The organism is Akkermansia massiliensis (assembly GCF_018847375.1).
Taxonomy (GTDB): Bacteria; Verrucomicrobiota; Verrucomicrobiia; order Verrucomicrobiales; family Akkermansiaceae; genus Akkermansia; species Akkermansia massiliensis.
This window is the reverse complement of record NZ_CP072036.1, coordinates 2,381,581-2,407,738: the sequence shown is the minus strand read 5'-3', so window position 1 is coordinate 2,407,738 and position 26,158 is coordinate 2,381,581. Positions and strand designations below refer to the sequence as shown.

The window sequence follows — 26,158 nt, the reverse complement described above, 5'->3', positions numbered from 1 at the left end:
CCTCCCCGGAAAGCCGCATTATTCCCTTTTCTTTTAAGGAAACAGGGAGTATGGTGCGGCTTTCCTGTTTTTATTCCCTTTCTCCATTCTCTTTACAATATCATGAAAAACCTTCTTTCCATCGAACAGCTTACCGGAGACGAAATCAAGGACCTGCTCGCGCTGGGCCACAAGCTCAAGGCGGAACGCGGCCATCACGAACGCCTGCCCCTGAAAGGCCAGACCTGGGCGCTTATTTTCTCCAAATCCTCCACCCGCACCCGCGTTTCCTTTGAAGTGGGCATCAGCGAACTGGGCGGACGCCCCATGTTCCTTTCCGTCCATGACATCCAGCTCGGGCGCGGAGAACCCATCAAGGACACGGCCCGCGTGCTGGGCCGCATGATCCACGGGGCCGCCATCCGGACTTACGGCCAGCAGGAAGTGGAGGAATTCGCCGGCTTCTCCGGCATTCCCACCATCAATGCCCTGACGGACGAGGAACACCCCTGCCAGATCCTGGCGGACCTGCTCACCATTGAGGAAATCTACGGCCCCGGCTCCTGGAAGGACATGAAGATCGCCTTTGTGGGGGACGGGGACAACAACATGTCCCGCTCCTGGATGTGGGCGGCCAAGAGGCTGGGCTTCACCCTCGCCATCGGCGCCCCGACCAACTACCTGCCGCTGGAGGACTTCCGCAGGCACCTGGACTGCGAGAACGTCATCTTCACCACGGACCCCGTGGAAGCCGTCAGGGGGGCCTCCGTCATCAACACGGACGTCTGGCTCTCCATGGGCCAGGAAGCGGAAGGCCTGTCCAAGGAAAAACACTTCTACCCCTACCAGGTGAACAGGGAGCTGCTGGAACACGCCGCCCCCAACCACTCCGCCTTCCACTGCCTGCCCGCCTACCGCGGCAAGGAAATCACGGAAGACGTGCTGGAACACTTCGCCCCCGTCATCTTCCGTGAAGCGGAAAACAGGGTCCACGCCCAGAAAGCCGTTCTCGCCACGCTGGCGGACGCCAACCGGGCATAACCGGCCTTTCCCACCAAAAATCCGAGCCATGAACTACGAAGAACGCCTGCAAGACCTGCTGGATGAACTGGACCTGTTCCAGGACTGGACGGAACGCTACGAATACATCATCAGCCTGGGCAAGAAGCTTCCAAAGCTGGACGAAGCCCACAAGACGGAGGACTCCCTCATCAAGGGCTGCCAGTCCCGCGTGTGGCTGTACACGGAGCCGGACAAGGGAGTGCTGAAGCTCTACGCGGACAGCGACTCCCTCATCACCAAGGGCCTCATTGCCGTCTTCATCCGGCTGCTCTCCGGCCTTCCCCCGGAAGAAATCCTGAAAGCGGACATGTCCAAGCTGGACAGGACCGGCCTGAAGGACCATCTGGCGCCCACCAGGGCGAACGCCCTCAACTCCATGGCCGCCCAGATCAAGCAGGCCGCCATGAACATGGTGGAACACCATTAATTTTTCCGGTACGATGACCCACGGCCTTCTCCCGCATCTCTTCCTTCTCTCCGCAGCCTGCTGCGCGTGCCTCTCATGCAGCAGCTCTTCCAGGGACATCACTATCCGCAGCGTCCCTTCCGGGGCCAGCCTGCGCGTGAACGGAGACTATGCGGGGCAGGCACCCGTCACGCTCTCTCTGAACAGGCACAAGCCCGTGCACGTGGCGGCGGACAAGCCCGGCTTCCTTTCCACGGAAAAAACCTTTTATCCGGAGATGACCACGCAGGGGGCCATCCTGTGGGGCCGCAACAACGAAAAGTCAAAAGACTTCAAGACGGACACCCTGACCATTCGCCTGAAAAAGGCGGACTCCGGAGCGCCGCCCCTGAGGGAACTGCCCGCACAGTGGTAACGGCCTCCCGGCCATGCCTCTCCCCGGGCACGGCTCCATTCCTTCCCTGACGCGCACGGCACGTGCCGCGCGCCCCCTTTGGGTCCTCTCCGCGTCCGGCCTTGATACGCCGGTTTTTCGCGGTAATGGCTATCCTTCCTCCTGCCCCAGGTGCCGGACCATGACGGCGGAACCCACCCTTTTCAGGACCAGGGCCGTACGCGGCAGCAGGTACAGGGAAAGATTCCCGTCTTCATCCGTAAAATGCGGCATGGAATCGTCCTGCCTTCCAAAGCCGCCGAAGCGGGCGCCGTCCGTATCCAGCACGACCCTCCATTCCCCCTTCTGGGGAGCGGGCAGCACGTAATCCATGATCGCCCTGTCTCCGGACCAGTTGAACACAAACAGCAGGCCGCCGCGGTGGAACGCCATGACCTGGTTGTTTTCGTCAATATTCAGCGGGAACGGCGGCGGATTGTTCAGCAGCCGTGCGTCCAGGGCCAGGCGGACCATGGCCTGGTCAAAGGCATTCAGGAACTTGAACCTGAGGGACGGATTATCCACCAGGGACCACTGGCGGCGGCAGTGCTCGTAAGACCAGCCGTTGCCTTCACGCGGAAAATCAATCCATTCCGGATGCCCGAACTCGTTGCCCATGAAATTCAGCCAGCCTTCCCCCCCGGTAGCCAGCGTCACCAGGCGGATCATCTTGTGCAGCGCCATGCCGCGGTCAACAACAAGGCTCTGCTGGTCCACGGCCATCTTCCAGTACATCTCCGCATCCATCAGGCGGAACGCCAGGGTCTTGTCCCCCACCAGGGCTTGGTCATGGCTCTCGCAGTAAGCCACGTGCGGCTCGCCGTAACGCCTGTTGGTCAGCGTATGCCACATGTCGCCCATGCTCCATTCCTCGTCCTTCTTCTCCTTGAGCAGCTTGATCCAGTAATCGGGAATGCCCATGGCCAGCCGATGGGAAAAGCCCAGGCCCCCTTCATCCACCGGGCGGCACAGCCCCGGCATGCCGGACATGTCCTCCGCAATCGCGACGGCGCCCGGTCTTACCCGCTGGATCAGCGTGGAGGCCAGCTGCAAATAAGCCACGGCATCCAGGTCCACGGACGGCCCGAAGTACGCGCCCAAATCCCCGAACGGCTCGTGGCCCCGGTGGAAATACAGCATGGACGTCACGCCGTCAAAACGGAACCCGTCAAAGCGGAACTCCTCCAGCCACCAGCGGACATTGGACAGCAGGAACTCAATCACCTCGTCCCGCCCATAGTCAAAGCAGCAGGAATCCCAGTCCGGATGATGGCCGCGCTCCCCGGGCAGGAAATACATGCCGCCGGAACCGTCAAAATTATTCAGACCTTCCGCCTCATTCTTCACGGCATGGGAATGCACCACATCCAGCAGCACGGCGATGTTCAGGCCGTGCGCCTGGTCAATCAGGTACTTCAGATCCTCCGGCGTGCCGAAACGGGAGGAAGGAGCGAAAAAGGAGGAAACGTGATAGCCGAAGGAGCCATAATAGGGATGCTCCTGGACGGCCATCAACTGGACGGTATTGTAGCCCAGTTTGGAAATGCGGGGGAGAACTTCATCCGCAAACTCCCGGTACGTATGCACGCGCTGCTCTTCCCCGCCCATGCCCACATGCGCCTCGTAAACGAACGGCACCTCTATCCGGGCAGGGTCAAAGCCGTTGTTCCTCCATTCATAGGGGTGCTCCGGCATCCATATCTCCCCTGCAAAATCATAAGTGGCGGGGTCCTGCACGGCCCTGGTGATCCACGCGGGAATACGGTCCTTCCCCGTGCCGTCCGCGCCGATCACGTGCACCTTCACCTTCTGCCCGTGGGCCAGCGCGTCAGGCGGCAGCGTTATCTCCCACACGCCGCGCTCATTCCGCACCAGCGGGTGGCTCTCCCGGTCCCAGCCGTTGAAATCCCCCGCCAGGAACAGTCCGCGGGCGGCGGGCGCCCATTCCCGGTACGTCCACGCCCCCGTCTCCGGATCACGGTTAAAGCCGTAATAGCGGTACCCCTGCGCATACCCCTCCAGAGAACCGGAACGCTGGCTGATCCTTTTCATTTTCAGGTCAAACAAACGCTGGCGGTCGCGTATCTGGCGGGAATACGGCTGGAGCCAGCCGTCCGCCATCACCAAACCGGGAATCGGGGGTCTTCTCATTATCCGATGATACTCCGCCCCAATCAGCAGGGTCAAGGAGAAAGACGTTCTTCCGGCCCTCCCCACGCATGGCCTGCGTCCGCAGCGTCAGGAACACCTCCTTTCCGGAGAATACGGCGCGGCGGAACGCCGGAACCACGCACCTCCTCCCATGCGCCCCTAGTCACATTCCGGCAAACGCCCGGTATCCCGCATGTACAGCATCCTGAGCAGCACTTCCTTGGAAATCCGGTTCAGGTCAAAATGCACAGGCGGAGAATCAGGAAGGACACCCCAGTCTCCATATTGCCCGTATAAAACCATTTCAGGCACCCGGGGCCCGGGAAAAGTCTTTCCTTCAAACAGGACGCTGGACAGGGGAAACATCCATTCATGACGGAAGGAATGGCGGCACGGTCCGGCAAAGGGAATTTCAAAACCCAGGCAGACGTTTCCATCCTCCACAGGATCCTTCCCTTCCATCACCAACTCATCCCTGATCCTCATTTTATCCTCATAAGAACACAGCGTTTGGTAACGGCGCGACGTGTTAGCTTCATAATCAATCAGCTTAGAAGCCTTGTAATTACGCAGCAGCCATTCCCGCTCCTCCGGATCATCCGGAGACCAGGAGCCGGGAGCAACATCGTACGGGAAAATGTCCACATTGCACAAGGTGCCCGGCAGCCCAATCTGGATAAACGGCTCCAGGCTGACGGAAAAGCCGCGGGAACCAAACAACTCGGCAGCACCCGCTCTCAGTCGTTCATAGTCGCTTCGCAGCATGGAAATATCCAGATCATCATCCCAGGGAATAAACCCCTTATGCCTGACCGCCCCCAGAAGGGTCCCGAAATCCAGCCAGTACTGGTAACCGTTTTCTTCAAGAATACTGCCCACTTCCTTTAAAAAAATGCCATGGCCTGCTGCACAACCCTCAGCACGCCGGACGCCGCCGGAACTTCCTCCGCCCGGACGGTGGACTTCACCAGCTTTCTCATCTGTGCATGCTCATTTTCCTTCCCCACCCTGAACCGGGCGCAGGGAATGCCGAACAACCTGATGGTACGCTTCTTTCTATCCGTGATTGAAGAAAGCACCGTCAGGCCGCAGCAGCGTACTTCCGTCACCCACAGATGTTTATTTTTCATTAGCTTTCCGGTTCTTCCGGCAGTGATGAACGAAGGCAATCTCATGGTGGGCAAATCTAGGCAGTGAATACGGGAAAATATCAATCTTTCCGTAAGCGAACAACGGGGGAGTCCTGAAACGGACCTTATCCACCGGATACCATAAGTCAATGAAAAACAATGCGGCTTTTTAATGAAAAACAACCATTTCCGTATATTAAAACCATTTTCTCCAAGATGCAGCTTTTGAAAAAATCCTCAATTCTCTTTTCCCCAACTTCCATAGCATGCGGATTGATCATCCGTTAAACGGATCGCTATCTCCATTTGAAGTTAAATCAATGAAAAGCGGGAAAATAGGGAAGGAAAATGAATTACGTACTTTTCCTTTTTCACCAATGTACTTTCCATTAACATGTTTTTGCAGAAATTTTTACTTTGACGGCGGATGATCAATCCGTTAAACATTGTTCTTGGTTCTTTTTAAGTTCTGAAGACAAATTAGAGTATTTATGCAGGCAATCATTTTAGCGGCCGGAATGGGAAAAAGACTGGGGCATCTCACCCAGGACAACACCAAATGCATGATTCAAGTGAACGGGGTAACGCTGATTGAGCGAATGCTGAGGCAACTGGACAACCTTTCCCCTTCCCTGGAGAAAATCGTCGTCGTCACGGGATACAAGGGAGCAAAACTTAAATCCTTCATCTCTCTTCTGGACATTTCCACGCCCGTGGAATACGTGGACAATCCCCTTTATGCCGCCACCAATAACATTTATTCCCTTTACCTGGCCAAGGAGCACCTGCTTCAGGACGATACGCTGCTCTTTGAATCCGACCTGATTTTTGAAGACTCCGTCATTGACGCCCTGCTCCACCATCCCTACCCCAGCCTGGCCCTCGTCGCCAAATTTGAAAGCTGGATGGACGGCACTGTCGTCACGCTGGATGAAGACGACAACATCAAGCAATTCATTCCCGGCAGCAAATTCTCCTATAAGAAAAAAACGGAATACTTCAAGACCGTCAACATTTACAAATTCAACAGGGATTTCTCCCGTACCCACTACGTCCCCTTCCTCACCGCTTACAGCAAAGCCCTGGGCAACAACGAATATTACGAGCAGGTGCTGCGGGTCATCGCCCTGCTGGACAAACCGGAAATCAAGGCCCTGCGTCTCGGCAGCGAAGCATGGTATGAAATAGACGACATCCAGGATCTGGACATAGCGGCTTCCATGTTCACACCAGACCGGGAGGAACACCTGCGCCTGATGGAGTCCCGGTACGGCGGCTACTGGCGCTACCCACGCATCAGGGATTTCTGCTACCTGGTCAATCCATACTTCCCCAACAAGCGCCTCATGTCCGAACTCAAGGCGAACTTTGAGCACCTGGTGCGGGAATACCCGTCCGGCATGAGGGTCAACAGCCTGCTGGCCGCAAAATACTTCGGCGTCAGCCAGGAATACATCTGCATCGGCAATGGCGCGGCGGAACTCATCAAGGCGCTCATGTCCCGCATGGAAGGGAAAATGGGCGTCGTCTACCCCACCTTTGAGGAATATCCCAACCGGGCGGCCCCGGATATGGTGGTGCCCTTCCATCCCGCTTCCTGGAATTTCAGCTACACGGCGGACGACCTGATGGAATTCTTTTCCGGCAAGGACATCAGCACCCTGCTCCTTGTCAATCCGGGCAATCCTTCCGGCTTCTTCCTCCCGAAGGCCGACGTGCTGCGCCTCTGCCTGTGGACGAAGGAGCGCGGCATTCGCCTGATCGTGGATGAATCCTTTGTGGATTTCTCTGAAGGCATGCCGGACAACACGTTGCTCCGGGACACCCTCCTTGAGGAGTACCCCCATTTGGCGGTGGTTAAAAGCATTTCAAAGTCCTACGGCGTTCCAGGCCTCCGCCTGGGGGTTCTGGCCTCTGCAGACAAAAAGCTGATTGCATGGATAAAAAAGGACGTTTCCATCTGGAACATTAATTCCATTGCCGAATTTTACATGCAGATCTTCGGGAAATATGAACAATCCTACGTGCGCGCATGCCGCCGGTTCATGGAGGAAAGAGACCGCTTCATGCAGGAACTCTCCCGCGTTCCCTTCCTGAACGTCCTCCCCTCCCAGGCCAACTACTTCATGTGCGAGGTAATGCCGCCCATGAAAGCCCGTACCCTCACGGGCCTCCTGTTGAAAAACCACTCCATCCTGATCAAGGATTGCAGCCGGAAAAAGGGCTTTGAGGGTAGGGAATTCATCCGCATCGCCGTCAGGAACAAGGCAGATAACGACGCCCTGGTACGCGCCATGCACGAGATATGTTCAATGCGTTCAAACTAGTCATTAACACCCTTTTCCCAAACGCCGCTTTTACCTTACTCCTCCTACTATGCTGACAATTCCTCACGAAATTATTTCCTCCCTCAATATTTCTCCTCGGCAGGCACTCCAATGGGTAAAAGAGTCCTTCCGTATCAAGGATGAAGAATCTGTCTTCCTTCCCCATAAAATAAGCATCGCCTTTGAAGAAGGAAAATTCATGAATACGATGCCCTGCATCGTCCCCGGCCTGAACGCCATGGGGGTAAAAATTGTAACACGTTATCCGGAACGTACCAAAACCATTAATGGGGAAATACTCCTTTATGATTATCATACCGGAGAGCTTCTGGCTCTTATGGACGCCTTTTGGGTCACGAACGCCCGTACCGGAGCAGTGGCCGCCCTCGCCCTTCAAACATTCGCCAGACAGGATTTCCAGACAATTTCCCTGATGGGGTTGGGAAATACGGCCCGCGCCACCATGGCATGTATTCTGGCATTATATCCTGAGAAAAACTTTACGGTGCGTCTTCTTTCCTACAAAACGCATGTTTCCCAATTCATTGAAGAATTCCAATGCCATAGCAACGTCCGTTTTGAAGAAGTGGAAAACATCAATAGTCTCATTGATGGAACAGACGCCGTTATTTCCTGCATTACTAATGCGGAGGGCCTCCTTGCCGAAAATAGCTGTTTCAAACCAGGCATTACTGTTATCCCCGTACATACAAAGGGGTTCCAGAATTGTGATTTGTTTTTCGACAAGGTATTTGCCGATGATCGTGACCATGTTAAGAATTTCCGGCACTTTGAGTGCTTTCGTCAATTTGGGGAAATAGCTCCGGTGCTGGCCGGAAAAGCAGCGGGAAGAACTTCCCCGGAAGAACGCATCCTCAGCTATAATATCGGGCTGGGACTCCACGATATCGTCTTCGCCAAGCACATTTATGACCGCCTGATCAATATTGAGGAGCAGAAGGAAAAATCCCCCTCCTTTCACTTCCGGCAAACGGCATGCCTGTCCTGATCAGCTGATTTCATCAACATATTCCCCTCGCCTGAAGCGGGAGGTAACGTCAGCCATGAAGATGGAATCCCCACGGGTCAAAAGACGGTTGTCATGACGGCAGCCGTGAATCAGGCGCAAAAACGCGGCCAGCTCATAGCGAAGGCCGTCGCCCTCAAACCTGATAAAATATTTCCTGTTCTGCCGGGGGTCTTCAAAACGCACCTCAAACATCTCCGTCTTCCACCACGGGGAGGGCACGTAAATATAGCCGCGCGTTCCCGTGACGCACAGGTCCCCCTCCCGCTTGGCTCCGATGGCGACCGTGGCGGAGGCTGCCGCATTGGGATAAAGGAAATCCGCCCGCGTAAAAAGGTCCACGCCCGTTTCCGGCTTCCTGCAAGTCGTGAAGCGGATGCGGCGGCTTTCCGTCCCCAGCAGCTTTCCGATGACGAAAACGGGATAAGCCCCCAGCTCCGTCCACGCCCCCCCGGCCTGCATGGGATCGAACTCCCTGCTTGAATCATCCTCAATCAATTTGGTGAACGCGGCGTCCACCGCCTTGATGGAACCGATAACTCCGCTTTCCGCCACGCCTATCAACTGCTGGAAAGCCGGGAAAAAGGCCGTTTTCAGCGCTTCCAGTAAAACGCATCCCCTCTCCGCGGCCAGCAGGAACAGCTCTTCCACCTCTTCCCGGGAAAGGGCAAGCGGCTTTTCGCACAGCACATGCTTTCCTTTCAGGAGGGCTCTTTTGACCAGTTCATAATGTAGATGATGCGGAACGGCCACGTAAACGGCATGGACCTTGTCCAGGAACCGTTCATACTCCGTGTAATATTCCAGCAGTTCATACGATTCCGCAAACCGGCGCACCTTCTCCTCGTCGCGTCCGTAAACGGCCGTTATTTCAATGCCGCTGACGTACTTGGACTCCTGGAGAAAACGGCCCGCTATGCGCCCGTGGCCGGCAATTCCCATGTGGACAATGAAATTCCGGGCGGAACGGAGGTCGGTTGAAGAAACGCCCTTCGTGCGCTCCAGGTAAACCACCTCGCAATGTTCGCGCAGATAATCGAACTTGCCCGTCCAGTCGGAACCGATCACGAAAATATCCGCCCCATACTTCTGGATGTCGTGCAGCTTCTGCCCTTCCAGCTCCTCCGTGATAATAAGGTCCGCCAATCCGGTCTTCCGGACATTTTCCACGCGTTCCTCCAGGCTTTCCAGCACATTCAGCTTGCCCCGGCTCTGGTCGTAGCTGTCTGTGGTCACGCCGACGATGAGGCGGTCCCCCAGCGCCCGGGCTCTTTTCAGAAGATTGACGTGCCCCGTATGAAGCAGGTCGAAAGTGCCGTAGGTGATAACCGTTTTCATGACTGGGACATGTCAATCTGCTTTCCGTAGACGTCAATGAAACGGTTCACCGCCGTCTCAAAGGGGACATGTTCCATCATGCGCTTTACGGAAGGGTGCTTGAACTGGATGCGGTCCGGATAGGACAGGTAATCGCCATAAAAAAATTGCAGGTACTGGCGCGCATGGTTGGGCACGGAGAATTTCATCCCCTCAAACTCCATGGATCCCAGGGGAAAGAACGTCTCATAGGGCAGATGAGTGTTTTTAGTAAATGTGATGGCCGGGGAAAGGAAAATTCCGGGGGTGTCCTCCTCCGCCGCCGGGTCCTTGCCTTCCAGAATCTCCCGGCGGATTTTCTGCTGGATCTGGTCATCGGTCATGTTCATCCGGCCATCCACCAGAACCACGTCTTTTTTAAACGCAGTAAGCCGCCTGTCCAGGCTGCCGTGCTGTTCCGGGGACACGAGGCTTTCCGAATAAAAATGATAAGGGTATACGTCAATGTTGAGAGGAGTGCCCTCATACCCTATTTGCAGGAAGGCATGCCTTTTCCAGGTAAATCCCTCCTCCCGCGGAAAGAGGGAGGGCAGCAGTTCCAGAAGGCGGTCGTACTCCGGCCTCATCATGCTTGCGTCCAGATCATCGTCCCACGGAATAAAGCCCCTGTGCCGCACCGCGCCCAGCAACGTTCCGTAATCCAGCCAGTACCGGAGGCCGTTTTCCCGGCACTTCCGCGCAAAAAGAGCCAGCAAAACGGTATTGCCTTCCTGAAGCAGCCTCAGCTTGCCCGTAGCCGGAGGAACCTGGGAAACGGGATGGTTGTAAATGAGAAGATTGCGGATATCTTCCAGCTTTGACGCCAAAGATTCGTTTCTTCTTCTCCTGAAACCATTCATAAACCGATTGATGATTTTCCGCCCATAATAAGGGAACTTACAGAGAACCATATATTTTATATGGTTTAATTCCATCATATTCAATCAGTTTTAAAAAATTCAAACCATCCGCCGAAATCGAACGGCCTTTAATCATTGAAGAGAAATCAGTATAATGCAACCTTTCAGCTATGCAACGTTTATTATATTGATTTTCATCAATAAAAAGCTTCTTTCACTCTGGCTAGAAGCTTGAAAATACAACTTTTACCTGAAAAGAAAAAAAAGAGGGAAGCTTTCCTGAAATTCTTTTTCCTTTTTTCTGGAACGCATTAAAAAATTACTGGAGCAACCGCTCCGTGAAAAATAACAGGCCGCATGAACAAAGACACTCCGCCAGCCGGGAAAAACCATGCGCTGCCGGTCAGCTACACAGCCCTAACCAGGCAAACTTTCCATAGCAAATGCCGCTACTTCAGCACGGGTTTATTTACAGCTTGTCCAGGGCGGAACGGCCGTAAGCCGTGTTGGGATACCTGTCCGCGGCTTCCTCCCAGTATTTCCGGGCCTTGTCCGGATTGTTGAGCTGGGAATCGTAAATCACTCCTATCTTGTACAGGAACAGCGCCCGGTCCTCCTTGCGCCATCTTCTGGACTCCAGGCCTTCCTGAAGGACTTCAACGGAATCCGCATACCGGCGCATATCGTTCAGCAGGCTGGATTCCATGAGCCAGGAACGCACCAGCCCCGAATTTTCCTTCCGGTAGCGCTCCAGCAGTTCCAGGGCTCCCTGCGGATCCCCGGAATTCAGCATGCGCCGGGCGGCGTCCACCAGCACTTCCTCATCCGTGGTGATGTTGGAGGAATACAGCGTCTTGGTCACCAGATCGCCCATCACGGGCAGCAGGTACTTGATCACGAGCCACACTTCAAAGGCAATCACCGGAATCAGGACGACCAGGGATTGCAGCGGGGAAAGGGGAATGGCCTGCGCCAGGAACGCAAAGAGGCCCAGGGGAAGCAGCACCAGCAGCAGCCGTATAAACGTGCGCCGGGCCAGCAGCAGAATCATTTTCAACATGGCGGGATTGTTCAAGGGAGTTAGAGGCAGTCCGGGCGGCTCCGGAGAAAAAGGAACGCCTCCGCGGCCCCGCCCGGAGGAAAGGGCCGCGGAGGCTTCCGTTTAAAAGCGGTAAACGGCTTCCACGCCCACGCGGATGCGGAAGTCCTCAATCGTGCTCATGCCGGTGTAGCGGCGGATTTCGGAACGGGTGTTTCCGGCCCAGTCCAGCTGGATGAAGGGAATGACGCGGAACCCGCGGCTGGCATCCACGCCCGTTACGCGCACGGGAGCCGCCAGCTTGATGTTCACCTGGTCAAATCCGGCCACGCCGGAGCCCCAGTAGCTGGAAGAATAGCCGGTTCCGGCGCTCAATTCCAGGTCCACCTTCTCATGAATCAGGCCGCTCCAGCGCTTGCCCGCGTTCAGGTCGATACGCCAGCCAATCATGCCGTAAAAGCCGTACTGCACGTCCAGGGAGCCAAAATAGCCGTGGCCCGGATCGTCATACGCCAGGCCTGCCGTCACGGACTGGGCCACGGAATGGGGGGCCTTCCCCATGTACTTGCTCAAATAGCCCGGCAGGCCGCCGTAATTGAATTCGTACCCCCCCCGGAAAGACAGGTTGGGGAACAGCTCCTTGACGGCCTTCCAGTTGGCGTCAAAGGCATCCTTGTCGCTCAGCAGGCCGTCGCAGAAGGCCATGTATTCCGCGCCGATTTCCTGCTTCCAGTCCCGGGCCAGGTTGAGATTCAGCTCACCGCCGATGTTGAACACGCCGCTGCGGTTCAGCAGGGAGGATGCCACCACGTCCTTGTAGGCATACCGGGAATCATAACCGATGTGGGCCGCGCCGCTGACCGTATCATTGTAGGAACTTGCGGGACGGGGGTCATAACCATATCCGTCATAGGCGCCGGCGGAAACCGCGGCCAGGGCTGAGGCCGCCATGAACAGGGCTGTTGCTTTCATAGTAAGCTTATCTTAATCATTTCAACCCCTCCAACGCAAGCAGAATCCCGGAACGGCACGGAGAAACGGACCTTGGCGGCAACAGCGGGAAAATCCCTTGAAAAAAGACAGGGTCTTTCTTGTAAAGAATCCCTTTCCTCCTATGATGGGGCAGTGATGGACTGGAACGCTGATTTGTACGAAAACAAGCATGATTTTGTCGCGGAATATGGCAGGGACCTGCTCTCCAACGTGCCGGAAAACCCCGGCCAGGCCATTCTGGACCTGGGCTGCGGAACCGGTACGCTGACGCACGCCCTGCTGGAAAAATCGACCTCCGTCGTCGGGCTGGACGCCTCCCCGGAAATGATTGGAAAGGCACGGCAGCTTTATCCCGGCATGGACTTCCGCGTGCTGGACGCCTGCCTCATGCCCTGGAACAACTGGTTTGACGTCATTTTTTCCAATGCCGCCTTCCATTGGATACCGGACCACGGGGCTCTTTTGAAAGCCGTCTCCCGCGCCTTGAAACCGCAGGGAAAACTGATCTGCGAATTTGGGGCCCACCGCAACATCCTCCGCATCAGGGAGGCCTTCCGGCCCAGCCTGGAGCGGATGAACCTCCCGTACAAGACACGTTTTTACTTCCCCACCGTGGAAGAATACCGCAGCATGCTGGAACAGGCAGGACTGCGCCCGGAAGTGGTGATGGACTTTGACCGCCCCACGCCGCTGAAGGACGGGCCGGACGGCTTGCGCAACTGGGCGCGCCAGTTCTTCTGGGCGGACCTGAAGTGCCTCCACGAAAAACGGCGCGTCCGGATTTTCGAGGAAATGGAAAAGGCCCTGCGGGACGAGCTGTGGGACGGCACCCAATGGGTGGCGGACTACCGGCGCATCCGGGTGATCGCTTCCAAATAAGCCGAAGGCCCCCACAGGGGAAAAGGCGCGCGGGCGTGCCGGATACGCTGATAATGCTTGAGCCTCCAACGGGCATTTTGTACAAAAGCCGCCAATGAGTATGTTCACTCCTTTTGAAGAAAAGATGGAATCCGCCGGCGTTCCGGCCGCAGCCGTCAAAGCTTTCTCCCGCTGTTACGAAGCTCTCGTCTCCAACCACTCCGGCATGATTCCGGAAACGGACATCCAGCCCGCCGACCAGGTGGTGGACTGGCAGGACATCACGGCCTCCACCCCCGCGGCGGACAAGGGCCTGATCTCCCAGTGCGTGTGCATCAAGCTCAACGGCGGCCTCGGCACGAGCATGGGACTCCAGAAGGCGAAAAGCCTGCTGAAGGTAAAGGGTGAAGACACGTTCCTGGACTTGATCGTCCGGCAGGTGAAGCACCTGCGCTCCATCTCCGGCACGCCCGTGCGCCTTCTGCTGATGAACTCCTTCTCCACCAGCGCGGATACGCTGGCCTACCTGGAAAAATACGCGTCTGACGGCTTTGCGGACCCCGCCCAGGTGGAGCTGATGCAGAACCGCGTTCCCAAAATCCTGGTGGACGGGCTCGCCCCGGCCAGTTGCCCGGAACAGCCGGAACTGGAATGGTGCCCGCCCGGCCACGGTGACCTGTACCCGGCCCTGCTGGGTTCCGGCTGGCTGGACCGCCTGCTGGCGGACGGCGTCAAATACGCCTTCGTCTCCAACTCCGACAATCTGGGCGCACAGCTTGACATGAACTTCCTGCGCTGGTTTGCGGAGAGCGGCGCCCCCTTCGTCATGGAAGTCACCCGCCGCACGGAGGCGGACAAGAAAGGCGGCCACCTGGCCGTCAGGAAGGCGGACGGCCACTTGATCCTGCGGGAAGTTGCCCAGTGCCCGGATGCGGACATTCCCGAATTCCAGAACATCTCCAAGCACCGCTATTTCAATACCAACACGCTCTGGATACGCCTGGACGCCCTCAAGGAAATCCTGGACGCCAACGGCGGCGTGCTCCCTCTGCCCATGATCCGGAACAGCAAGACGCTCAACCCCCGCGACCCGGAATCCGCCCCGGTGTACCAGCTGGAAACGGCCATGGGCGCGGGCATCGAGTGCTTCCCCGGCGCAAGGGCCGTCAACGTTCCGCGTTCCCGGTTCTTCCCCGTCAAGACCACGTCCGACCTGCTCCTGCTGCGTTCGGACGCCATCGCCGTGGATGAAGACGGCAAGGTGGCCCTGGCTCCGGAACGGGAAGGAAAAACTCCCGTTGTGGACCTGGACTCCAAGCTGTACAAGCTGGTGGACTCCCTGGACAGCCTGGGCCTGCCTTCCCTGATCGGGCTGGACAAGCTGACCCTGCGCGGCCGCTTCCACTTCCAGGACGGAGCCGTTCTCCAGGGCACGCTGCTGATGGAAAACGATTCCGAAGAAACGAAGGAAATCCTCCCGGGCGTTTATGCCGGAGCCTGAACTCCATTCTTCCGCCTCCGCTCCCCGCCCGGTCAAAGCCGGGCTGGGCGTGGAGGACATCCGGCACATTCCCGCCCGGGAAAGGGAGCTGCGCTTCACCCGCAACCGCGCGGGCTCCGTCCTGCTGGCGGCGGGATTCCTGCTGATCGCCACCGCCGCCTTCCTCCAGCTCACGGGTTACGATACAATCACCCCGTACCTGCCCGCCCCCCTGTGGGCCATGCAGGCTGCGGCGCTTGTTCCCGCCGTCCTCTGCCTGATTGCGGGGAGCCGCTGCCTGAAGCACGCGGCCGTCATCGTCACCCCGGTAGGCGTGGAAATCCTGCCCTTCCTGCGGGCGCGCCGCGCCATGCAATGGTGCTTCTGGCAGCAGATACGTTCTGCGGACCGGAAAGGCGGACGCCTGAACCTCCGCCTGACGGACGGCTCAACCGTCGCGGTCAGCCTGCGCTCCATGACAGCCGCCAGCCGGGAAATGCTGGTCCATGCGGTCCGGCAGCGCGTCAACACCCTGCAATGCTCCGGTTATGGTAAGGCCTGAAAAACTGGCCGCTCTCCAGGAGCGGATGGAAGCCCTGGGCATCCGTGAACAGGATCTGGAGGAAAGCTTTGTCCGCGGAAGCGGGCGCGGCGGCCAGAAGGTGAATAAAACCAACAACTGCGTTTATCTCAAGCACATCCCCACGGGAATCGCCGTCAAATGCCACGTGGACAGATCCCGCGAGCTCAACCGCTTTCTGGCGCGCAGGGAACTGTGCGACGCGGTGGAACAAATGCAAACGGGCCGATGCGCCGCGAGAGCCCGCGTCATCCAGCGCATGCGCCGGCAGAAGGACCGTAGAAGACGCAGGCGTTCCAGTCCTCCGGCTCCCTCTCCGGACAACGAATAACGGCTCCAAAAGCCGCTAGGAACGCGGGAAAACCTCCCGGTACTTCTCCTTCAGCATGGCGAATACATTGTGGGGGACATAGCGGCTCACCTGGCTTTCCCAGCCTTCCGGGCCAATCAGCCCCTTGATCATGCTGGAGGACAGTTCCGCCGTATCCCGCGGAGGCATCAGGAACACCGTGCAGACCTTGGGAGCCATGTCCGCATTAATATGGCGCATCACGCGTTCATATTCATAATCCTGCGTGGAACGGATGCCGCGCAGCATGAACGTGGCCCCGTGTTCGTTGGCAAAATCCACCAGAAAGCGGTTGTGGAACTCGGCAATGCGCACGTCCGGCATGTCGGAAAGCGCCACCCGCAGCATGGTCATGCGTTCCTCATGGGAAAACGTGTAGTGCTTGTCCGGATTGTCGCCTATGGCCACAATCAGCTCATCAAACATCCTCGCCCCCTGCTTGATCATCCATAAGTGACCATTGGTCAGAGGGTCAAAACTACCGGCATACACGGCGATGCGCTTCATTCGTGCCATGCTATACGCCCTCCTGCGGAAAATACAATCCTTTTCCATGCGGCGGACCCGCCCTCTCCATTCAGGCCCGCTCTTTTCCGGACATCCCTGCTTGACACTCCTGCAATAACGGCTAAACATTAACGGACAGCGCCTCACTTCCCGCGTGCGGGCGGCTGTTCCGCAACTATCCGACCTTTCTCCCATGACAGAACCTTCCTCTTCCTTTCCGGAGCGTCCATCCCTTCCGCCTTCCTGCCCCACCTCCGTCCGCAGAGATCCGCAGTCCCTGCTTTCCCCTTCCTGGTGGAGGCATGGGCACATCCCGCTGCTTGTCCTGATTGCCAGCGGCTTTGCCGCGGATTTCATGTTCGGTACATTGGAGGGCCTGGGCATCGGTACTGCGCTGGGCCTTCTGCTGTACACGGCGGCCTTTCTGGCACTGAGAACGGACCTCAGCCGGAAGGAGCAGGTGTTCCTTGTTTTCATGGCCGTGCTGAACGCTGCTGCGGCAGGCGCCAACCTAACTTCCTTTACCCAGTTCAATCTGCTCATCGGCCTGGGGCTTCCCGTGGTGATAACGTTCCTGCCGCGGAAAGAGGGCAACAGCTTTGACCCTGCCAAACGGTACGTCACCTGGTGGGGCTATAAATTTTTCCGGGTGACCCAGGCAAAAGAGGCGGCCGCAAACGTCCTGGGGAAAATTCCGCTTGCAGGCAGCGTCGCCATCGGAGTCATTCTGTTCCTGGTCTTCCTGTCCATCTTTGCGGACGGGAACCCTGTGGTCGCCGCCGTCAGAACAGCCATGAACAAATGGTTCTGGAGCTATTGCTCCTGGCTGGTTCCGGATATGGGAACGGTAGCGGACATCCTCCTGTGGTGCCTGGGAGCCCTGGCATTCGGCATTGCAGCCATGCCGCGCTCCCGCTCTTCCTTCCCGGAACAACACCCCGTGCGTCCGGGCAGCCCCTGGCTCCCGCACCTCCCCGCCGTTTCCCTGCTGTTCATCAACCTGGCTTTTCTGGTCAACAACGGCACGGACGTAGCGTTTTTATGGCGGGGAAGCGTTCCTGACGGCATCTCCCAGACCGCCTATCTGCACGACGGGGCGGACTCCATCATGCTGGCGGCCTTTCTTTCCGCCCTGGTGCTGCTGGTCCTGTTCCGTCCGGAAGGCTCCGTGCGGGCGTCAAAAACGGGAATCGTCCTGGGCTTCATCCTGGCGGCGCAGACGGGACTGCTCGCCGCCAGCGTGGGCATGAGGCTGTATTTCCAGATAAAAGATTTCGGCTTCTCTCCCAACCGCGTCACGGCCGGCATCTATTTGCTGATGGGAGCCTGCTTCCTGTACCTTCTCTTCCGCTACATGGCCGGCCATGGAAACTGGCTGCGTTATGGAAAACTCTGCGGCGCCATAGCCCTTGTTTTCCTGGCCCTGACCGGGCTCCGCAGTCCGTCCCAACTGAGCGGCGACCTGAACCTGATGACGATGGACAGACAGTCGGACTGGTATTTCAGCGATGGAGACCTGCCGCGCTTTGAACTCCGGGACAACATCCCCTTCGCCATGGCCGTCTACCGCCGGCTGGGAGGGGATACGGAAGCCGGAGCCAACGTTTACGCCATGACCCGGGAAGCCCTCCATGCCGAAAGCCGCATTTGGAACTGGCGTTCCCGCAACCTGCGGAAATGGAGACGGGACCGGCAGAGGATGCAGTTCCGGCAGCTTCCCGAACCCACGGCACAAGCCACCTACGGCACGGATGCGTGGCGTCCTTCCTCCCGGCCCACTGGAATGAGGCCTAACTGACGGAGGGGCCGGTTCCTGCGGCGCGGGGAAGATTTTCATCCCCCCGGCTTGTCAAGGAGCCGTATTTTTTGCATCATGCTTCTCCGTTATGCAGAAACGACGCGTCGTCATCCTGGGTTCCACCGGTTCCATCGGAACCAGCGCCCTGAAAGTCGCCCGGGACATTCCGGACAGAATGGAAATCGTGGGGCTGGCCGCCGGAACCAGCGTGGAGGCCCTGGCCCGCCAGGCGAGCGAATTCAACGTCCGCAACGTATGCATTTTTGACCCGTCCGGGGCGGACAAGCTGGCGCGCGCCCTTCCCGGCGCCCAGGTGGAAACGGGAGAGGAAGGCCTGTGCCGCCTGGCGCAGCTTCCGGAGGCGGACATGGTGCTGATCTCCATCGTGGGGACTGCCGGCCTCAAGCCCGCACTGGCCGCCATTGAAGCAGGCAAGGACCTCGCCATCGCCAGCAAGGAAATTCTGGTCATGGCCGGCCAGATTGTCATGGAAAAGGCGCGCCAAGCAGGTGTGCAGGTGCTTCCGGTGGACAGCGAACATAACGCCATCTTCCAGTGCCTGAACGGCAACCACGGCGGACCGGATGCCGTTTCCCGCCTGATTCTGACGGCGTCCGGCGGCCCCTTCCGCACCTGGAAGAAGGAAGACCTGGAGCACGTCACGCTGGAACAGGCCCTCAAGCACCCCACCTGGAGCATGGGCCGGAAAATCACCATAGACTCCGCCACCCTGTTCAACAAGGGGCTGGAAATGATTGAGGCCCGCTGGCTGTTTGATGTTCCCATGGAAAAGGTGGACGTCATCGTTCACCCGCAGAGCATCGTGCATTCCATGGTGGAATACCGGGACGGCACGGTGCTGGCCCAGATGAGCAGCTCGGACATGTGCTTCCCCATCCAGTACGCCGTCACGTGGCCGGACCGCGTTCCCAACTCCCTCAGGCAGCTCAACTTTGCGGAGATAGGCCAGCTGGTGTTCGAGGCGCCCCGTCCGGACGCCTTCCCAGCCCTGGACCTGGCGCGCAGGGCCGGCGCCAGCAGCAGCACCCTGGCCGCCGTCTACAACGCCGCCAATGAAGTGGCGGTGGACGCCTTCATTCAGGGAAAACTCACCTTCCCCGGCATCTGGAAACTGGTGGAAGCCGTCATGAACGACCACACCCCGGCAGATCCCCGCGGAGAGCTGGCCCCCATCCTGGAAGCGGACCAGTGGGCCAGGCGACGCGCGGCGGAACTGATTCCTTCCCTTTCCCGCCCTTCCTGACGCCATGACCGCCCGGACTCCCGCCGGAGCGCCCCCCCGGGCGGCGCGTATCACCATCCTGGACATCCTCCGGGCGCTGGCCCTGCTGGGCATCGTCATCGTCCACGCGCACGACCACTTCAACCTGTACCTCCCCATGCCCCCGGCGGAGGGATGGCAGGCCGCGGCCAACAGCGCGGCGGACTGGGCCTACGAACACCTTTTCGTCAGCAAATCCTTCCTTCTCTTCTCCTTCCTGTTCGGCCTCAGCTTCTTCATCCAGCTGGACAGGCAGGAACAGAAAGGCATCGACTTCCGGAAGCGCTTCATGTGGCGGCTGGCGCTCCTGTTCCTGCTTGGGTTGGCGCACACCCTTTTTTATGACGGGGACATCCTCACCATCTTCGGCGTGCTGGGTTTTGCCCTGGTAGCCCTGTACAAACGCGGCACGCCTCTTCTCGTCATCCTCTGCCTGCTGTGCCTGATGCAGCCCGTCGCCTTCATGGACACGCTGTCCCGCGCCGTACTGGCGGACCTGTGGCCGCATTCCTCCGGCTGGTTCCACCCGGCCTCCCCGGCGGCAGGCCCTTCGCGTGAATTCCTGTACGCCCACGGCAGCTGGGGGGAAGCGGCTCTGTGGAACCTGACGCAGGGCCAGGCGGGCAAATGGCAGTTCTTCCTGCTCAGCGGCCGCATCTGGCAGACGCTGGGCCTCTTCATCCTGGGCATGCTGGCGGGGAGATGGCAGGTCTTTGTGGACGCTCCGAACAAGCGCCGCCTGTTTCTGCGGATGCTTGGAATCTCCGGAACCCTGTTTCTGGCTCTGCTGGCGGCGCGCCTGCTCCTCACCTCCCGGCTGGACTCCGCGCTGGGAACGGACGCTGGACACCTTCTGCACCAATGGGAAAACCTCGCCTATACCGCGGCCTTCGTCTCCGCCGCCGTCCTGCTGTTCACCCATCCCGGCCTTCCCCTGCCATCCAGGCTGCTCAGCAGCGCCGGAAAATGCACGCTGACGTGCTACGTCTCCCAAACGCTGGTGTTCACCTTCCTGTTCTTCGGGTGGGGCCTGGGGCTGGCGCAAGGCATGGGGCCGTGGGCGTGCCTCTGTGCGGCGGTAGCCGTCTTCCTGCTTCAAGCCTGGGCGTGCCGCCTCTGGCTAGCCCTCTTCCTGTACGGCCCCCTGGAATGGCTGTGGCGCACCGCCACCATGTGCCGCATGCAGCCGTTCCGCAAGCGCATGCCATAGGAAGGGCGGCCCTTCTTCCTCCCTGCGTCTGTCAAAGCCCGGTTTCCCCGGAAGAAGGGGGAATAAAGCGCATGGCCTCCTGCGTCCGGTCCGCGATAAAGCCGTTCCTTTCGTAAAAAGGCACTCCTTCGCGGTAGGAGGTGAGCACCACGTTCAAATACCCGGCATAGCGCTTTTTGCACAGCTCCAGCAGGCGGGAGCCGACGCCGCACCCCTGGTACAGCGGATGCACCAGCAGGTAATGGACATACGCCGTCATGGTTCCGTCATCCATGGCGGCGATCAGTCCCGCCAGCCTGCCGCCGTCCCAGGCGGAAAACACGGTCCCGTAATGGAGCAATGCTTCCGCCAGGCGTTCCGGATGCCGCCCGGATTCCCATTGGACGGAAAGGAACAATTCCTCCAGCGCCGCCGGGGAAAATTCTTTGGTGTCAGTGTAGGAAAGAACCATGGAAAAAGGCATTTGTCCGTAAAAAAGGCTTTCCGCCCTGCAGGGCGGAAAGCCTGAAAAAAGAGGGAAAAGTGCTTCACTCGTCGTCTTCCGCGTCAAAGGCGGAATCTTCCGAATCAAAGTCCTCATCCAAGTGGGCGGTGAATTTCTTCACGCGCTGCTGGACGGGAAGCGGGGAGAGCACCATGTGCATGGTGTTGCCGGCCAGGCGCGGAGCCTGGTCCACCTGCGCCATGGTCTTCAAGTCCGCAATGACCTTGTTGAACATGTCATAGCCAAGTTCCTGGTGGGCGTTCTCACGGCCGCGGAAGCGGAGCTGGAAACGGACCTTGTGGCCGTGGTCCAGGAAGCTTTCCGCACGGGCCAGCTTCACGTTGTAGTCGTTCGTGTCCGTCCCGATGCGGAGCTTGACTTCCTTAAGCTTGATCGTGCGGCTCTTGTTGTTTTTCTGGAGCTTGGACTGCTGGTACTTGTACCGTCCATAGTCCACCACGCGGCACACGGGCGGATCGGCATTGCCCGCCACTTCCACCAGGTCCAGGCCCAGGGCCTTGGCCTTTTCCAGCGCGTCGCGCGTATTCATGACGCCGAGCTGGTCGCCGTTGGCGGTCACCACGCGCACGCGGGGGGCGCGGATGCGTTCATTCACACGGGTTTGATCACCGCGCTCACGGCGGCGATTACCATCATTATTCTTCGTTGGCTTGATTGGCACGTCCGGATACTACTAAACTAAATAAAATAACTTGGCAACTCAAATCATGGGGGAAATATGACGCTCCGCAATTTCCCTGACCACAACGTCCGCAAACTGTTCAAAGGGCATCGCCCCCAGGTCTCCCTTGTCCCGGTGGCGGACGGAAACGGTGCCTTCCTCCGCCTCACGCTGGCCCAGCACCAGCATGTAGGGAACGCGGTCCAGGCGGGCGTTGCGGATCTTCGCGCCGATCTTGTCCGGCGTTTCATCCACCGTCACGCGCACTCCCCTGGCGGCCAGGGCGGCGCGGTGCGCGGCGGCCACGTCCATCACCTTGTCGGAGATGGGGAGCACGCGCACCTGTTCCGGTGAAAGCCAGGTGGGGAATTTCCCTTCAAAATGCTCAATCAGCAGGCCCGTGAAACGCTCCATGGAGCCGAACGGCGCGCGGTGCACCATCACGGGGCGGTGCGGCTTGTTGTCCGCTCCGGTGTAATGTAGGTCAAACCGTTCCGGCAGGTTGTAGTCCACCTGCACGGTGCCCAGCTGCCATTCGCGCCCGATGGCGTCGCGCACGATGAAGTCGATCTTGGGGCCGTAAAAGGCGGCTTCCCCGGCTTCCTCGCTGTAGTCCGCGCCCAGCCATTCCGCGGCTTCCCTCAGGGCCTGTTCCGCCTTGTCCCAGTTTTCCGGAGAACCCACGTACTTGTCGCTTTCCGGGTCGCGCATGGAAAGGCGCACGCGGTAGTCCGTCATGCCCAGCGTGCCGAAGATGGTCTTCACGATGCCGAGGCACTGGCGGATTTCCCCGGCAAGCTGGTCAGGCGTGCAGAAAATGTGGGCGTCGTCCTGCGTAAAGCCGCGCACGCGGGTCATGCCGCCCAGCTCACCGCTCTGTTCCCAGCGGTACACGGTTCCGAATTCCGCCAGCCTCACGGGCAGGTCCCGGTAGGAATGGGCGTCATTCGCGTAAATCTTGATGTGGTGCGGGCAGTTCATCGGCTTGAGCATGTAGCCCTCAATGGTGCCGTCAGCCAGCCCGTTGAACAGTTCCGCGCAGGAAGCTCCTTCCTGGCTCAGCTTTTCCATGGCGTCCCGTTCCGGGATGGGCGCGTACTGGCTTTCCTGATAATACGGGAAGTGGCCGGACGTGCGGTACAGGTCCAGCTTGCCGATGTTGGGGGTGTACACCTGGGAATAGCCCAGCTTGTCCAGCTCCTGCGTGATGAAATCCTGAAGGGAGCGGCGGATGAGAGCCCCTTTGGGCTTCCAGAGGATCAGGCCCTGGCCCACGGCCTCGTCAATGCAGAAGAGACCCAGTTCACGGCCCAGCTTGCGGTGGTCCCGGCGGCGCGCTTCCTCCAGCCGTTCCAGGTGCTCGTCAAGCTGGATGCGGTTCGGGAAGCAGGTGCCGTAAATGCGCTGGAGCATAGGGCGGTTCTTGTCCCCCTTGTAGAAGGCGCTCGCCACGCTCATGATTTTGAACGCCTTGCAGTTGCCCGTACGGCCCACGTGCGGGCCGGCGCACAGGTCCGTAAAATCTCCGTTGCGGTACAGGGAAATCTCCTCGTCTTCCGGGATGTCATTTAGCAGATCAATTTTAAACTGGGAAGACGTATTGCGCGGCCCCAGGGCGCCCAATTCCCCGGATTCCGCCATCTTCATGGCCTCCGCGCGGGAAATAACTTCCTTCTGGAAAGGCTGGTTTTCCTTCACCACCTTCTTCATCTCCTCCTCAATGCGCTCAAAATCCTCTGTGCTGATGCGGTGGTCCAGCTCCACGTCGTAATAAAAACCGTTATCCACGGCGGGGCCGCCGGCCAGCTGGGCATCCGGCCAGAGGCGGCAAATGGCCGTAGCCAGAACGTGCGCGCAGGAGTGGCGCAGCCGTTCCAGATCAGACATCTGATGGCGTTCTTCAAGAGTCTTTCTTTCCTTGTGTTCGGACATACGCGCATTAGTTAACCTCCCCTAGGCACTGTTGGCAAATGCAAAAAACCCTCCTCTCCAAAAATTCAAGGCATGAACGCCGCGGAGACTTTCCGGAAGAGAACGAACACTCTCCCCTTTTTCTTCTTTACGGTTGCCGCACTGGAAAATCCGGTATAACAAGAAATTCATGCTGAATGTCATCTGCCATACCTTGGGAGCCGCTCTTCTTCTGCTTGGCATATGGATCATTCTGCTGGACTGGTACGTTTTCATCTCCCTTCATTTCACCAAGTCTGAACGATGGAACAGCTTTTCCTTCACACCATTCGCAGGAGGAATCCTCAGTTGCGCCGCTCTCCGGCTTCTTCCTCCTACCCGAGAAATGGGCATCCGATGGCTTCCCATCCTTCCGGATTCCGGTGTCATCCTGTACAGCGTCCATCTGGTTAAACAATTCTTCAAGTTTCTTTTTCGTCGTTCCCCATAAGCATTTTCTCATTTTGCACCATCGCGGGGAGAACTGGAAAAAACAGAATGCAACCATTTACCTTCCATCCGCTATCCCTCCCTCAACGAGTGATTTACACCTGCGGCCGTTTATGCCATAGTGGCGGCCAGCGGTTATGAAAATCCTCCCCCTCTCCCTTCTCTGCCTCTGCCTGCCCTGCGGCCTCTCCCGGGGCGACCAGCCGCCGGACGGCTCCCCCGTCCGCTTCCAGATCAGCATGGACCAGGCCGCGGAACACAAGGCTCCGGAACCGGACCCTGTTCCGGACCAGAGCACGCCGTTCAATGCGGCCAGGCTGCTGCTCCGCGCCCTTCAGGAAAAAACTGACTGGAAAAACGAACCGTACAAATCCCTGCCCGCCACCTCCCCCTTTGTAGGCCAGCTCAAGCTGAAAAGCATCCTTTCCCGCATGGAGGCGGTCCAGGCGTATGTAACCGGAGCGGCCCCGGAACGCCCCCCTTTTGTGGATGAAGCCTCCATCATCACCCAGGGAGACCTGGCGATGGCCTACATCCTGTTGCCGGACAAGACAAACCCGTACGTCTATGCAGCCACTGCGGTGGCCCTGGTGAAAAAGGGCGGCCAGTGGAAGGCCTCCCTGACCCCAGGGAGCTTTGACAATACGTTCCTTCCCTTTGACGACCAAATCCGGGAGGAAGCGAAAAAAATATCAGCGGAAGCCAAGAAGAAAATCTTCGGCCTCGCCCACCAGTACTCCGTGGCCGCCGTCAAAGCCGCCCTGGAGCACATCAAGCGGTTCCGTGTGGAAGCCGTAAAGGGGAAATCGGACGACGAACTCAAGACCCTGCTCATCCGCACCGTGAAAGGGGATGACCCGGCACGCATTGCCGCCCTGCTCGTTTCCCCGTACTACATGGAATCCGCCATCACCCAGAGCGCCCGGCTCACCCCCGTGGTCAAGGCCATGCGCCTTCAGGACAGGAGGGAGGAAAGCCGATACATCCAGCCCACCAACCTCAGCTTCATGACCTTTCCGAACACCATCCTGGTTCCCCTGCGCCCCCATCCGGATGACCAGATAGACCCGAACAAAACGGATGAGGACCAGCAGGAAGCCGCCAATAAGAACAATGCGAAGAAGAGCGGCAAGGACATTCACAGCATTGCGGCCATGACCATCCTGCCCCCGCGCATGAGCATGCCGGACACGGACAAGCCCGCTCTCATTTACCGCTATGCGCTGGAGAAAATCAAGGACCCCACGGATGGCTTCCCCGTCTTCAAAATGTATCTGACGGACGCCTTCACTTCATGGAACCTGAAAGCGGACGAATCCACCACCGCCCGCATCATGGCGGATTTCCACCGGACCTACCCCCCCCTGGCCTTTCCCACGCCGGAAGAGGCCGTGACCGCCGCCGGGCGCGCCCTGGCGAACCGGGACAGCCTGGCCATGATACGCATGCTGGCTCCGGCCAAATTCGCCTCCGTGAAGGAATTTGAAGACGCGCTCTCCCAGTTGAAAACGGTCATGGGCAGGATCCCCGCCCCCCGGACCGAGGTGAAGGAAAAAGGCGCTCCCGTCGTCAAGGCTGCCTACGTTCCCGTCACCAGGGACGGCGCCCCCGGCATCAAGGCCACCATCGGCGTGCGGCCCGCTTCCAGAAACGGATTCTCCGTCAACAACCTGTACCTTACCAAAACAGACAGCGGCTGGATGATCACCGGAGCTGATGTGGAGAACCCGCTGGCGCTGGACGAACAAAAAAAACCCTGAAAACC

The 26,158-nt window shown here is 58.5% G+C and carries 25 protein-coding genes; 13 read left to right on the top strand and 12 right to left on the bottom strand.

Going from position 1 to position 26,158, the window contains the following annotated elements; genetic code table 11:
* Positions 1-102 precede the first annotated feature (102 nt).
* The 3 genes from argF to J5W70_RS09980 are packed head-to-tail and all read left to right on the top strand — an operon-like array spanning position 103 to position 1,862.
* A complete protein-coding gene (gene argF / locus J5W70_RS09990; RefSeq protein WP_022398071.1) occupies positions 103-1,020 on the top strand; it encodes an ornithine carbamoyltransferase in 918 nt (305 codons plus the stop codon).
* A 28-nt stretch (positions 1,021-1,048) separates the two neighbouring features.
* Positions 1,049-1,468: a SufE family protein gene (locus J5W70_RS09985; protein WP_022398072.1), complete on the top strand. Its 420-nt coding sequence runs from the start codon at positions 1,049-1,051 to the stop codon at positions 1,466-1,468.
* Between the two features lie 13 nt (positions 1,469-1,481).
* Entirely contained in the window at positions 1,482-1,862 is a 381-nt protein-coding gene (locus J5W70_RS09980) for a PEGA domain-containing protein (protein WP_022398073.1), read from the top strand.
* A gap of 129 nt (positions 1,863-1,991) precedes the next feature.
* On the opposite strand, the gene J5W70_RS09975 is transcribed toward J5W70_RS09980, so the two are convergent.
* From J5W70_RS09975 to J5W70_RS09965, 3 genes are all read right to left on the bottom strand, one after another.
* Positions 1,992-4,031, bottom strand: coding sequence for an alpha amylase C-terminal domain-containing protein (locus J5W70_RS09975; protein ID WP_215832790.1), 2,040 nt, complete (start codon positions 4,029-4,031; stop codon positions 1,992-1,994).
* Positions 4,032-4,190: 159 nt separating this feature from the next.
* Entirely contained in the window at positions 4,191-4,910 is a 720-nt protein-coding gene (locus J5W70_RS09970) for a LicD family protein (RefSeq protein ID WP_022398075.1), read from the bottom strand.
* A gap of 5 nt (positions 4,911-4,915) precedes the next feature.
* Complete coding sequence (locus J5W70_RS09965; RefSeq protein ID WP_022398076.1) at positions 4,916-5,161, bottom strand: hypothetical protein; 246 nt, start codon at positions 5,159-5,161, stop codon at positions 4,916-4,918.
* 491 nt (positions 5,162-5,652) lie between these two features.
* Between J5W70_RS09965 and J5W70_RS09960 the strand changes: the two genes are divergently transcribed.
* Both J5W70_RS09960 and J5W70_RS09955 read left to right on the top strand, forming a co-directional pair.
* Complete coding sequence (locus J5W70_RS09960; RefSeq protein ID WP_022398077.1) at positions 5,653-7,488, top strand: aminotransferase class I/II-fold pyridoxal phosphate-dependent enzyme; 1,836 nt, start codon at positions 5,653-5,655, stop codon at positions 7,486-7,488.
* 49 nt (positions 7,489-7,537) lie between these two features.
* Positions 7,538-8,497: an ornithine cyclodeaminase/mu-crystallin family protein gene (locus J5W70_RS09955; RefSeq protein ID WP_022398078.1), complete on the top strand. Its 960-nt coding sequence runs from the start codon at positions 7,538-7,540 to the stop codon at positions 8,495-8,497.
* Here J5W70_RS09955 and J5W70_RS09950 read toward each other — a convergent pair whose 3' ends face one another.
* The 4 genes from J5W70_RS09950 to J5W70_RS09935 all read right to left on the bottom strand — a co-directional run bounded on the left by J5W70_RS09950 (position 8,498) and on the right by J5W70_RS09935 (position 12,742).
* The gene (locus tag J5W70_RS09950; RefSeq protein ID WP_022398079.1) at positions 8,498-9,853 is read right to left on the bottom strand and encodes a Gfo/Idh/MocA family oxidoreductase; all 1,356 of its coding nucleotides are present in this window, start codon (positions 9,851-9,853) and stop codon (positions 8,498-8,500) included.
* Complete coding sequence (locus tag J5W70_RS09945; RefSeq protein ID WP_215832789.1) at positions 9,850-10,731, bottom strand: LicD family protein; 882 nt, start codon at positions 10,729-10,731, stop codon at positions 9,850-9,852. The genes J5W70_RS09950 and J5W70_RS09945 overlap by 4 nt, the downstream gene beginning before the upstream one ends.
* 469 nt (positions 10,732-11,200) lie before the next feature.
* Entirely contained in the window at positions 11,201-11,791 is a 591-nt protein-coding gene (locus J5W70_RS09940) for a tetratricopeptide repeat protein (protein ID WP_022398081.1), read from the bottom strand.
* Positions 11,792-11,893: 102 nt separating this feature from the next.
* Positions 11,894-12,742 (bottom strand): hypothetical protein, encoded by an 849-nt coding sequence (locus J5W70_RS09935; protein ID WP_102721730.1) that lies wholly within the window; start codon positions 12,740-12,742, stop codon positions 11,894-11,896.
* Positions 12,743-12,898: 156 nt separating this feature from the next.
* On the opposite strand from J5W70_RS09935, the gene J5W70_RS09930 reads away from it, so the two are divergent.
* From J5W70_RS09930 to J5W70_RS09915, 4 genes are all read left to right on the top strand, one after another.
* Positions 12,899-13,642, top strand: coding sequence for a methyltransferase domain-containing protein (locus tag J5W70_RS09930; RefSeq protein WP_022398083.1), 744 nt, complete (start codon positions 12,899-12,901; stop codon positions 13,640-13,642).
* Between the two features lie 100 nt (positions 13,643-13,742).
* Entirely contained in the window at positions 13,743-15,122 is a 1,380-nt protein-coding gene (locus tag J5W70_RS09925; RefSeq protein ID WP_022398084.1) for a UTP--glucose-1-phosphate uridylyltransferase, read from the top strand.
* The gene (locus J5W70_RS09920) at positions 15,109-15,663 is read left to right on the top strand and encodes a hypothetical protein (RefSeq protein ID WP_102728404.1); all 555 of its coding nucleotides are present in this window, start codon (positions 15,109-15,111) and stop codon (positions 15,661-15,663) included. The genes J5W70_RS09925 and J5W70_RS09920 overlap by 14 nt, the downstream gene beginning before the upstream one ends.
* Positions 15,650-16,012, top strand: a complete 363-nt coding sequence (locus J5W70_RS09915) for a peptide chain release factor family protein (RefSeq protein ID WP_022398086.1) — start codon at positions 15,650-15,652, stop codon at positions 16,010-16,012. Before J5W70_RS09920 ends, J5W70_RS09915 begins: the two co-directional genes overlap by 14 nt.
* A 15-nt stretch (positions 16,013-16,027) precedes the next feature.
* Here J5W70_RS09915 and coaD read toward each other — a convergent pair whose 3' ends face one another.
* Positions 16,028-16,537 carry a pantetheine-phosphate adenylyltransferase gene (gene coaD, locus J5W70_RS09910; protein ID WP_102721836.1) on the bottom strand — a complete coding sequence of 170 codons (510 nt, stop codon included), beginning with the start codon at positions 16,535-16,537 and terminating at the stop codon, positions 16,028-16,030.
* Positions 16,538-16,730: 193 nt separating this feature from the next.
* On the opposite strand from coaD, the gene J5W70_RS09905 reads away from it, so the two are divergent.
* From J5W70_RS09905 to J5W70_RS09895, 3 genes are all read left to right on the top strand, one after another.
* Positions 16,731-18,335, top strand: coding sequence for a DUF4153 domain-containing protein (locus tag J5W70_RS09905; RefSeq protein WP_022398088.1), 1,605 nt, complete (start codon positions 16,731-16,733; stop codon positions 18,333-18,335).
* A gap of 88 nt (positions 18,336-18,423) precedes the next feature.
* Positions 18,424-19,599: a 1-deoxy-D-xylulose-5-phosphate reductoisomerase gene (locus J5W70_RS09900; protein ID WP_022398089.1), complete on the top strand. Its 1,176-nt coding sequence runs from the start codon at positions 18,424-18,426 to the stop codon at positions 19,597-19,599.
* A gap of 4 nt (positions 19,600-19,603) precedes the next feature.
* The gene (locus J5W70_RS09895; RefSeq protein ID WP_022398090.1) at positions 19,604-20,827 is read left to right on the top strand and encodes a DUF418 domain-containing protein; all 1,224 of its coding nucleotides are present in this window, start codon (positions 19,604-19,606) and stop codon (positions 20,825-20,827) included.
* 31 nt (positions 20,828-20,858) lie between these two features.
* Here the strand turns inward: J5W70_RS09895 and J5W70_RS12850 are convergent, their stop codons facing one another.
* The 4 genes from J5W70_RS12850 to J5W70_RS09875 form a co-directional block, all read right to left on the bottom strand.
* Entirely contained in the window at positions 20,859-21,278 is a 420-nt protein-coding gene (locus tag J5W70_RS12850) for a GNAT family N-acetyltransferase (RefSeq protein WP_022398091.1), read from the bottom strand.
* Positions 21,279-21,354: 76 nt separating this feature from the next.
* A complete protein-coding gene (gene infC / locus J5W70_RS09885) occupies positions 21,355-21,927 on the bottom strand; it encodes a translation initiation factor IF-3 (protein ID WP_240454308.1) in 573 nt (190 codons plus the stop codon).
* Between the two features lie 105 nt (positions 21,928-22,032).
* Positions 22,033-23,925, bottom strand: coding sequence for a threonine--tRNA ligase (gene thrS / locus J5W70_RS09880; RefSeq protein ID WP_022398093.1), 1,893 nt, complete (start codon positions 23,923-23,925; stop codon positions 22,033-22,035).
* Positions 23,926-24,052: 127 nt separating this feature from the next.
* The gene (locus J5W70_RS09875) at positions 24,053-24,406 is read right to left on the bottom strand and encodes a hypothetical protein (RefSeq protein WP_102749234.1); all 354 of its coding nucleotides are present in this window, start codon (positions 24,404-24,406) and stop codon (positions 24,053-24,055) included.
* A 124-nt stretch (positions 24,407-24,530) separates the two neighbouring features.
* Between J5W70_RS09875 and J5W70_RS09870 the strand changes: the two genes are divergently transcribed.
* Entirely contained in the window at positions 24,531-26,153 is a 1,623-nt protein-coding gene (locus J5W70_RS09870) for a hypothetical protein (RefSeq protein WP_022398094.1), read from the top strand.
* Positions 26,154-26,158 lie beyond the last annotated feature (5 nt).

What these genes read in the sequence shown, in the direction of transcription:
- J5W70_RS09940 (WP_022398081.1), bottom strand. Translation starts at nt 11,791, where the DNA reads ATGTTGAAAATGATTCTGCTGCTGGCCCGGCGCACGTTTATACGGCTG.
- argF (WP_022398071.1), top strand. Translation starts at nt 103, where the DNA reads ATGAAAAACCTTCTTTCCATCGAACAGCTTACCGGAGACGAAATCAAG.
- J5W70_RS09875 (WP_102749234.1), bottom strand. Translation starts at nt 24,406, where the DNA reads ATGAGAAAATGCTTATGGGGAACGACGAAAAAGAAACTTGAAGAATTG.
- J5W70_RS09915 (WP_022398086.1), top strand. Translation starts at nt 15,650, where the DNA reads ATGGTAAGGCCTGAAAAACTGGCCGCTCTCCAGGAGCGGATGGAAGCC.
- J5W70_RS09870 (WP_022398094.1), top strand. Translation starts at nt 24,531, where the DNA reads ATGAAAATCCTCCCCCTCTCCCTTCTCTGCCTCTGCCTGCCCTGCGGC.
- J5W70_RS09905 (WP_022398088.1), top strand. Translation starts at nt 16,731, where the DNA reads ATGACAGAACCTTCCTCTTCCTTTCCGGAGCGTCCATCCCTTCCGCCT.
- J5W70_RS09975 (WP_215832790.1), bottom strand. Translation starts at nt 4,031, where the DNA reads ATGAGAAGACCCCCGATTCCCGGTTTGGTGATGGCGGACGGCTGGCTC.
- J5W70_RS09895 (WP_022398090.1), top strand. Translation starts at nt 19,604, where the DNA reads ATGACCGCCCGGACTCCCGCCGGAGCGCCCCCCCGGGCGGCGCGTATC.
- J5W70_RS09955 (WP_022398078.1), top strand. Translation starts at nt 7,538, where the DNA reads ATGCTGACAATTCCTCACGAAATTATTTCCTCCCTCAATATTTCTCCT.
- J5W70_RS09920 (WP_102728404.1), top strand. Translation starts at nt 15,109, where the DNA reads ATGCCGGAGCCTGAACTCCATTCTTCCGCCTCCGCTCCCCGCCCGGTC.
- coaD (WP_102721836.1), bottom strand. Translation starts at nt 16,537, where the DNA reads ATGAAGCGCATCGCCGTGTATGCCGGTAGTTTTGACCCTCTGACCAAT.
- J5W70_RS09900 (WP_022398089.1), top strand. Translation starts at nt 18,424, where the DNA reads ATGCAGAAACGACGCGTCGTCATCCTGGGTTCCACCGGTTCCATCGGA.
- J5W70_RS09945 (WP_215832789.1), bottom strand. Translation starts at nt 10,731, where the DNA reads ATGAATGGTTTCAGGAGAAGAAGAAACGAATCTTTGGCGTCAAAGCTG.
- J5W70_RS09980 (WP_022398073.1), top strand. Translation starts at nt 1,482, where the DNA reads ATGACCCACGGCCTTCTCCCGCATCTCTTCCTTCTCTCCGCAGCCTGC.
- J5W70_RS09925 (WP_022398084.1), top strand. Translation starts at nt 13,743, where the DNA reads ATGTTCACTCCTTTTGAAGAAAAGATGGAATCCGCCGGCGTTCCGGCC.
- J5W70_RS12850 (WP_022398091.1), bottom strand. Translation starts at nt 21,278, where the DNA reads ATGGTTCTTTCCTACACTGACACCAAAGAATTTTCCCCGGCGGCGCTG.
- J5W70_RS09965 (WP_022398076.1), bottom strand. Translation starts at nt 5,161, where the DNA reads ATGAAAAATAAACATCTGTGGGTGACGGAAGTACGCTGCTGCGGCCTG.
- thrS (WP_022398093.1), bottom strand. Translation starts at nt 23,925, where the DNA reads ATGTCCGAACACAAGGAAAGAAAGACTCTTGAAGAACGCCATCAGATG.
- J5W70_RS09950 (WP_022398079.1), bottom strand. Translation starts at nt 9,853, where the DNA reads ATGAAAACGGTTATCACCTACGGCACTTTCGACCTGCTTCATACGGGG.
- J5W70_RS09935 (WP_102721730.1), bottom strand. Translation starts at nt 12,742, where the DNA reads ATGAAAGCAACAGCCCTGTTCATGGCGGCCTCAGCCCTGGCCGCGGTT.
- J5W70_RS09930 (WP_022398083.1), top strand. Translation starts at nt 12,899, where the DNA reads ATGGACTGGAACGCTGATTTGTACGAAAACAAGCATGATTTTGTCGCG.
- J5W70_RS09960 (WP_022398077.1), top strand. Translation starts at nt 5,653, where the DNA reads ATGCAGGCAATCATTTTAGCGGCCGGAATGGGAAAAAGACTGGGGCAT.
- J5W70_RS09985 (WP_022398072.1), top strand. Translation starts at nt 1,049, where the DNA reads ATGAACTACGAAGAACGCCTGCAAGACCTGCTGGATGAACTGGACCTG.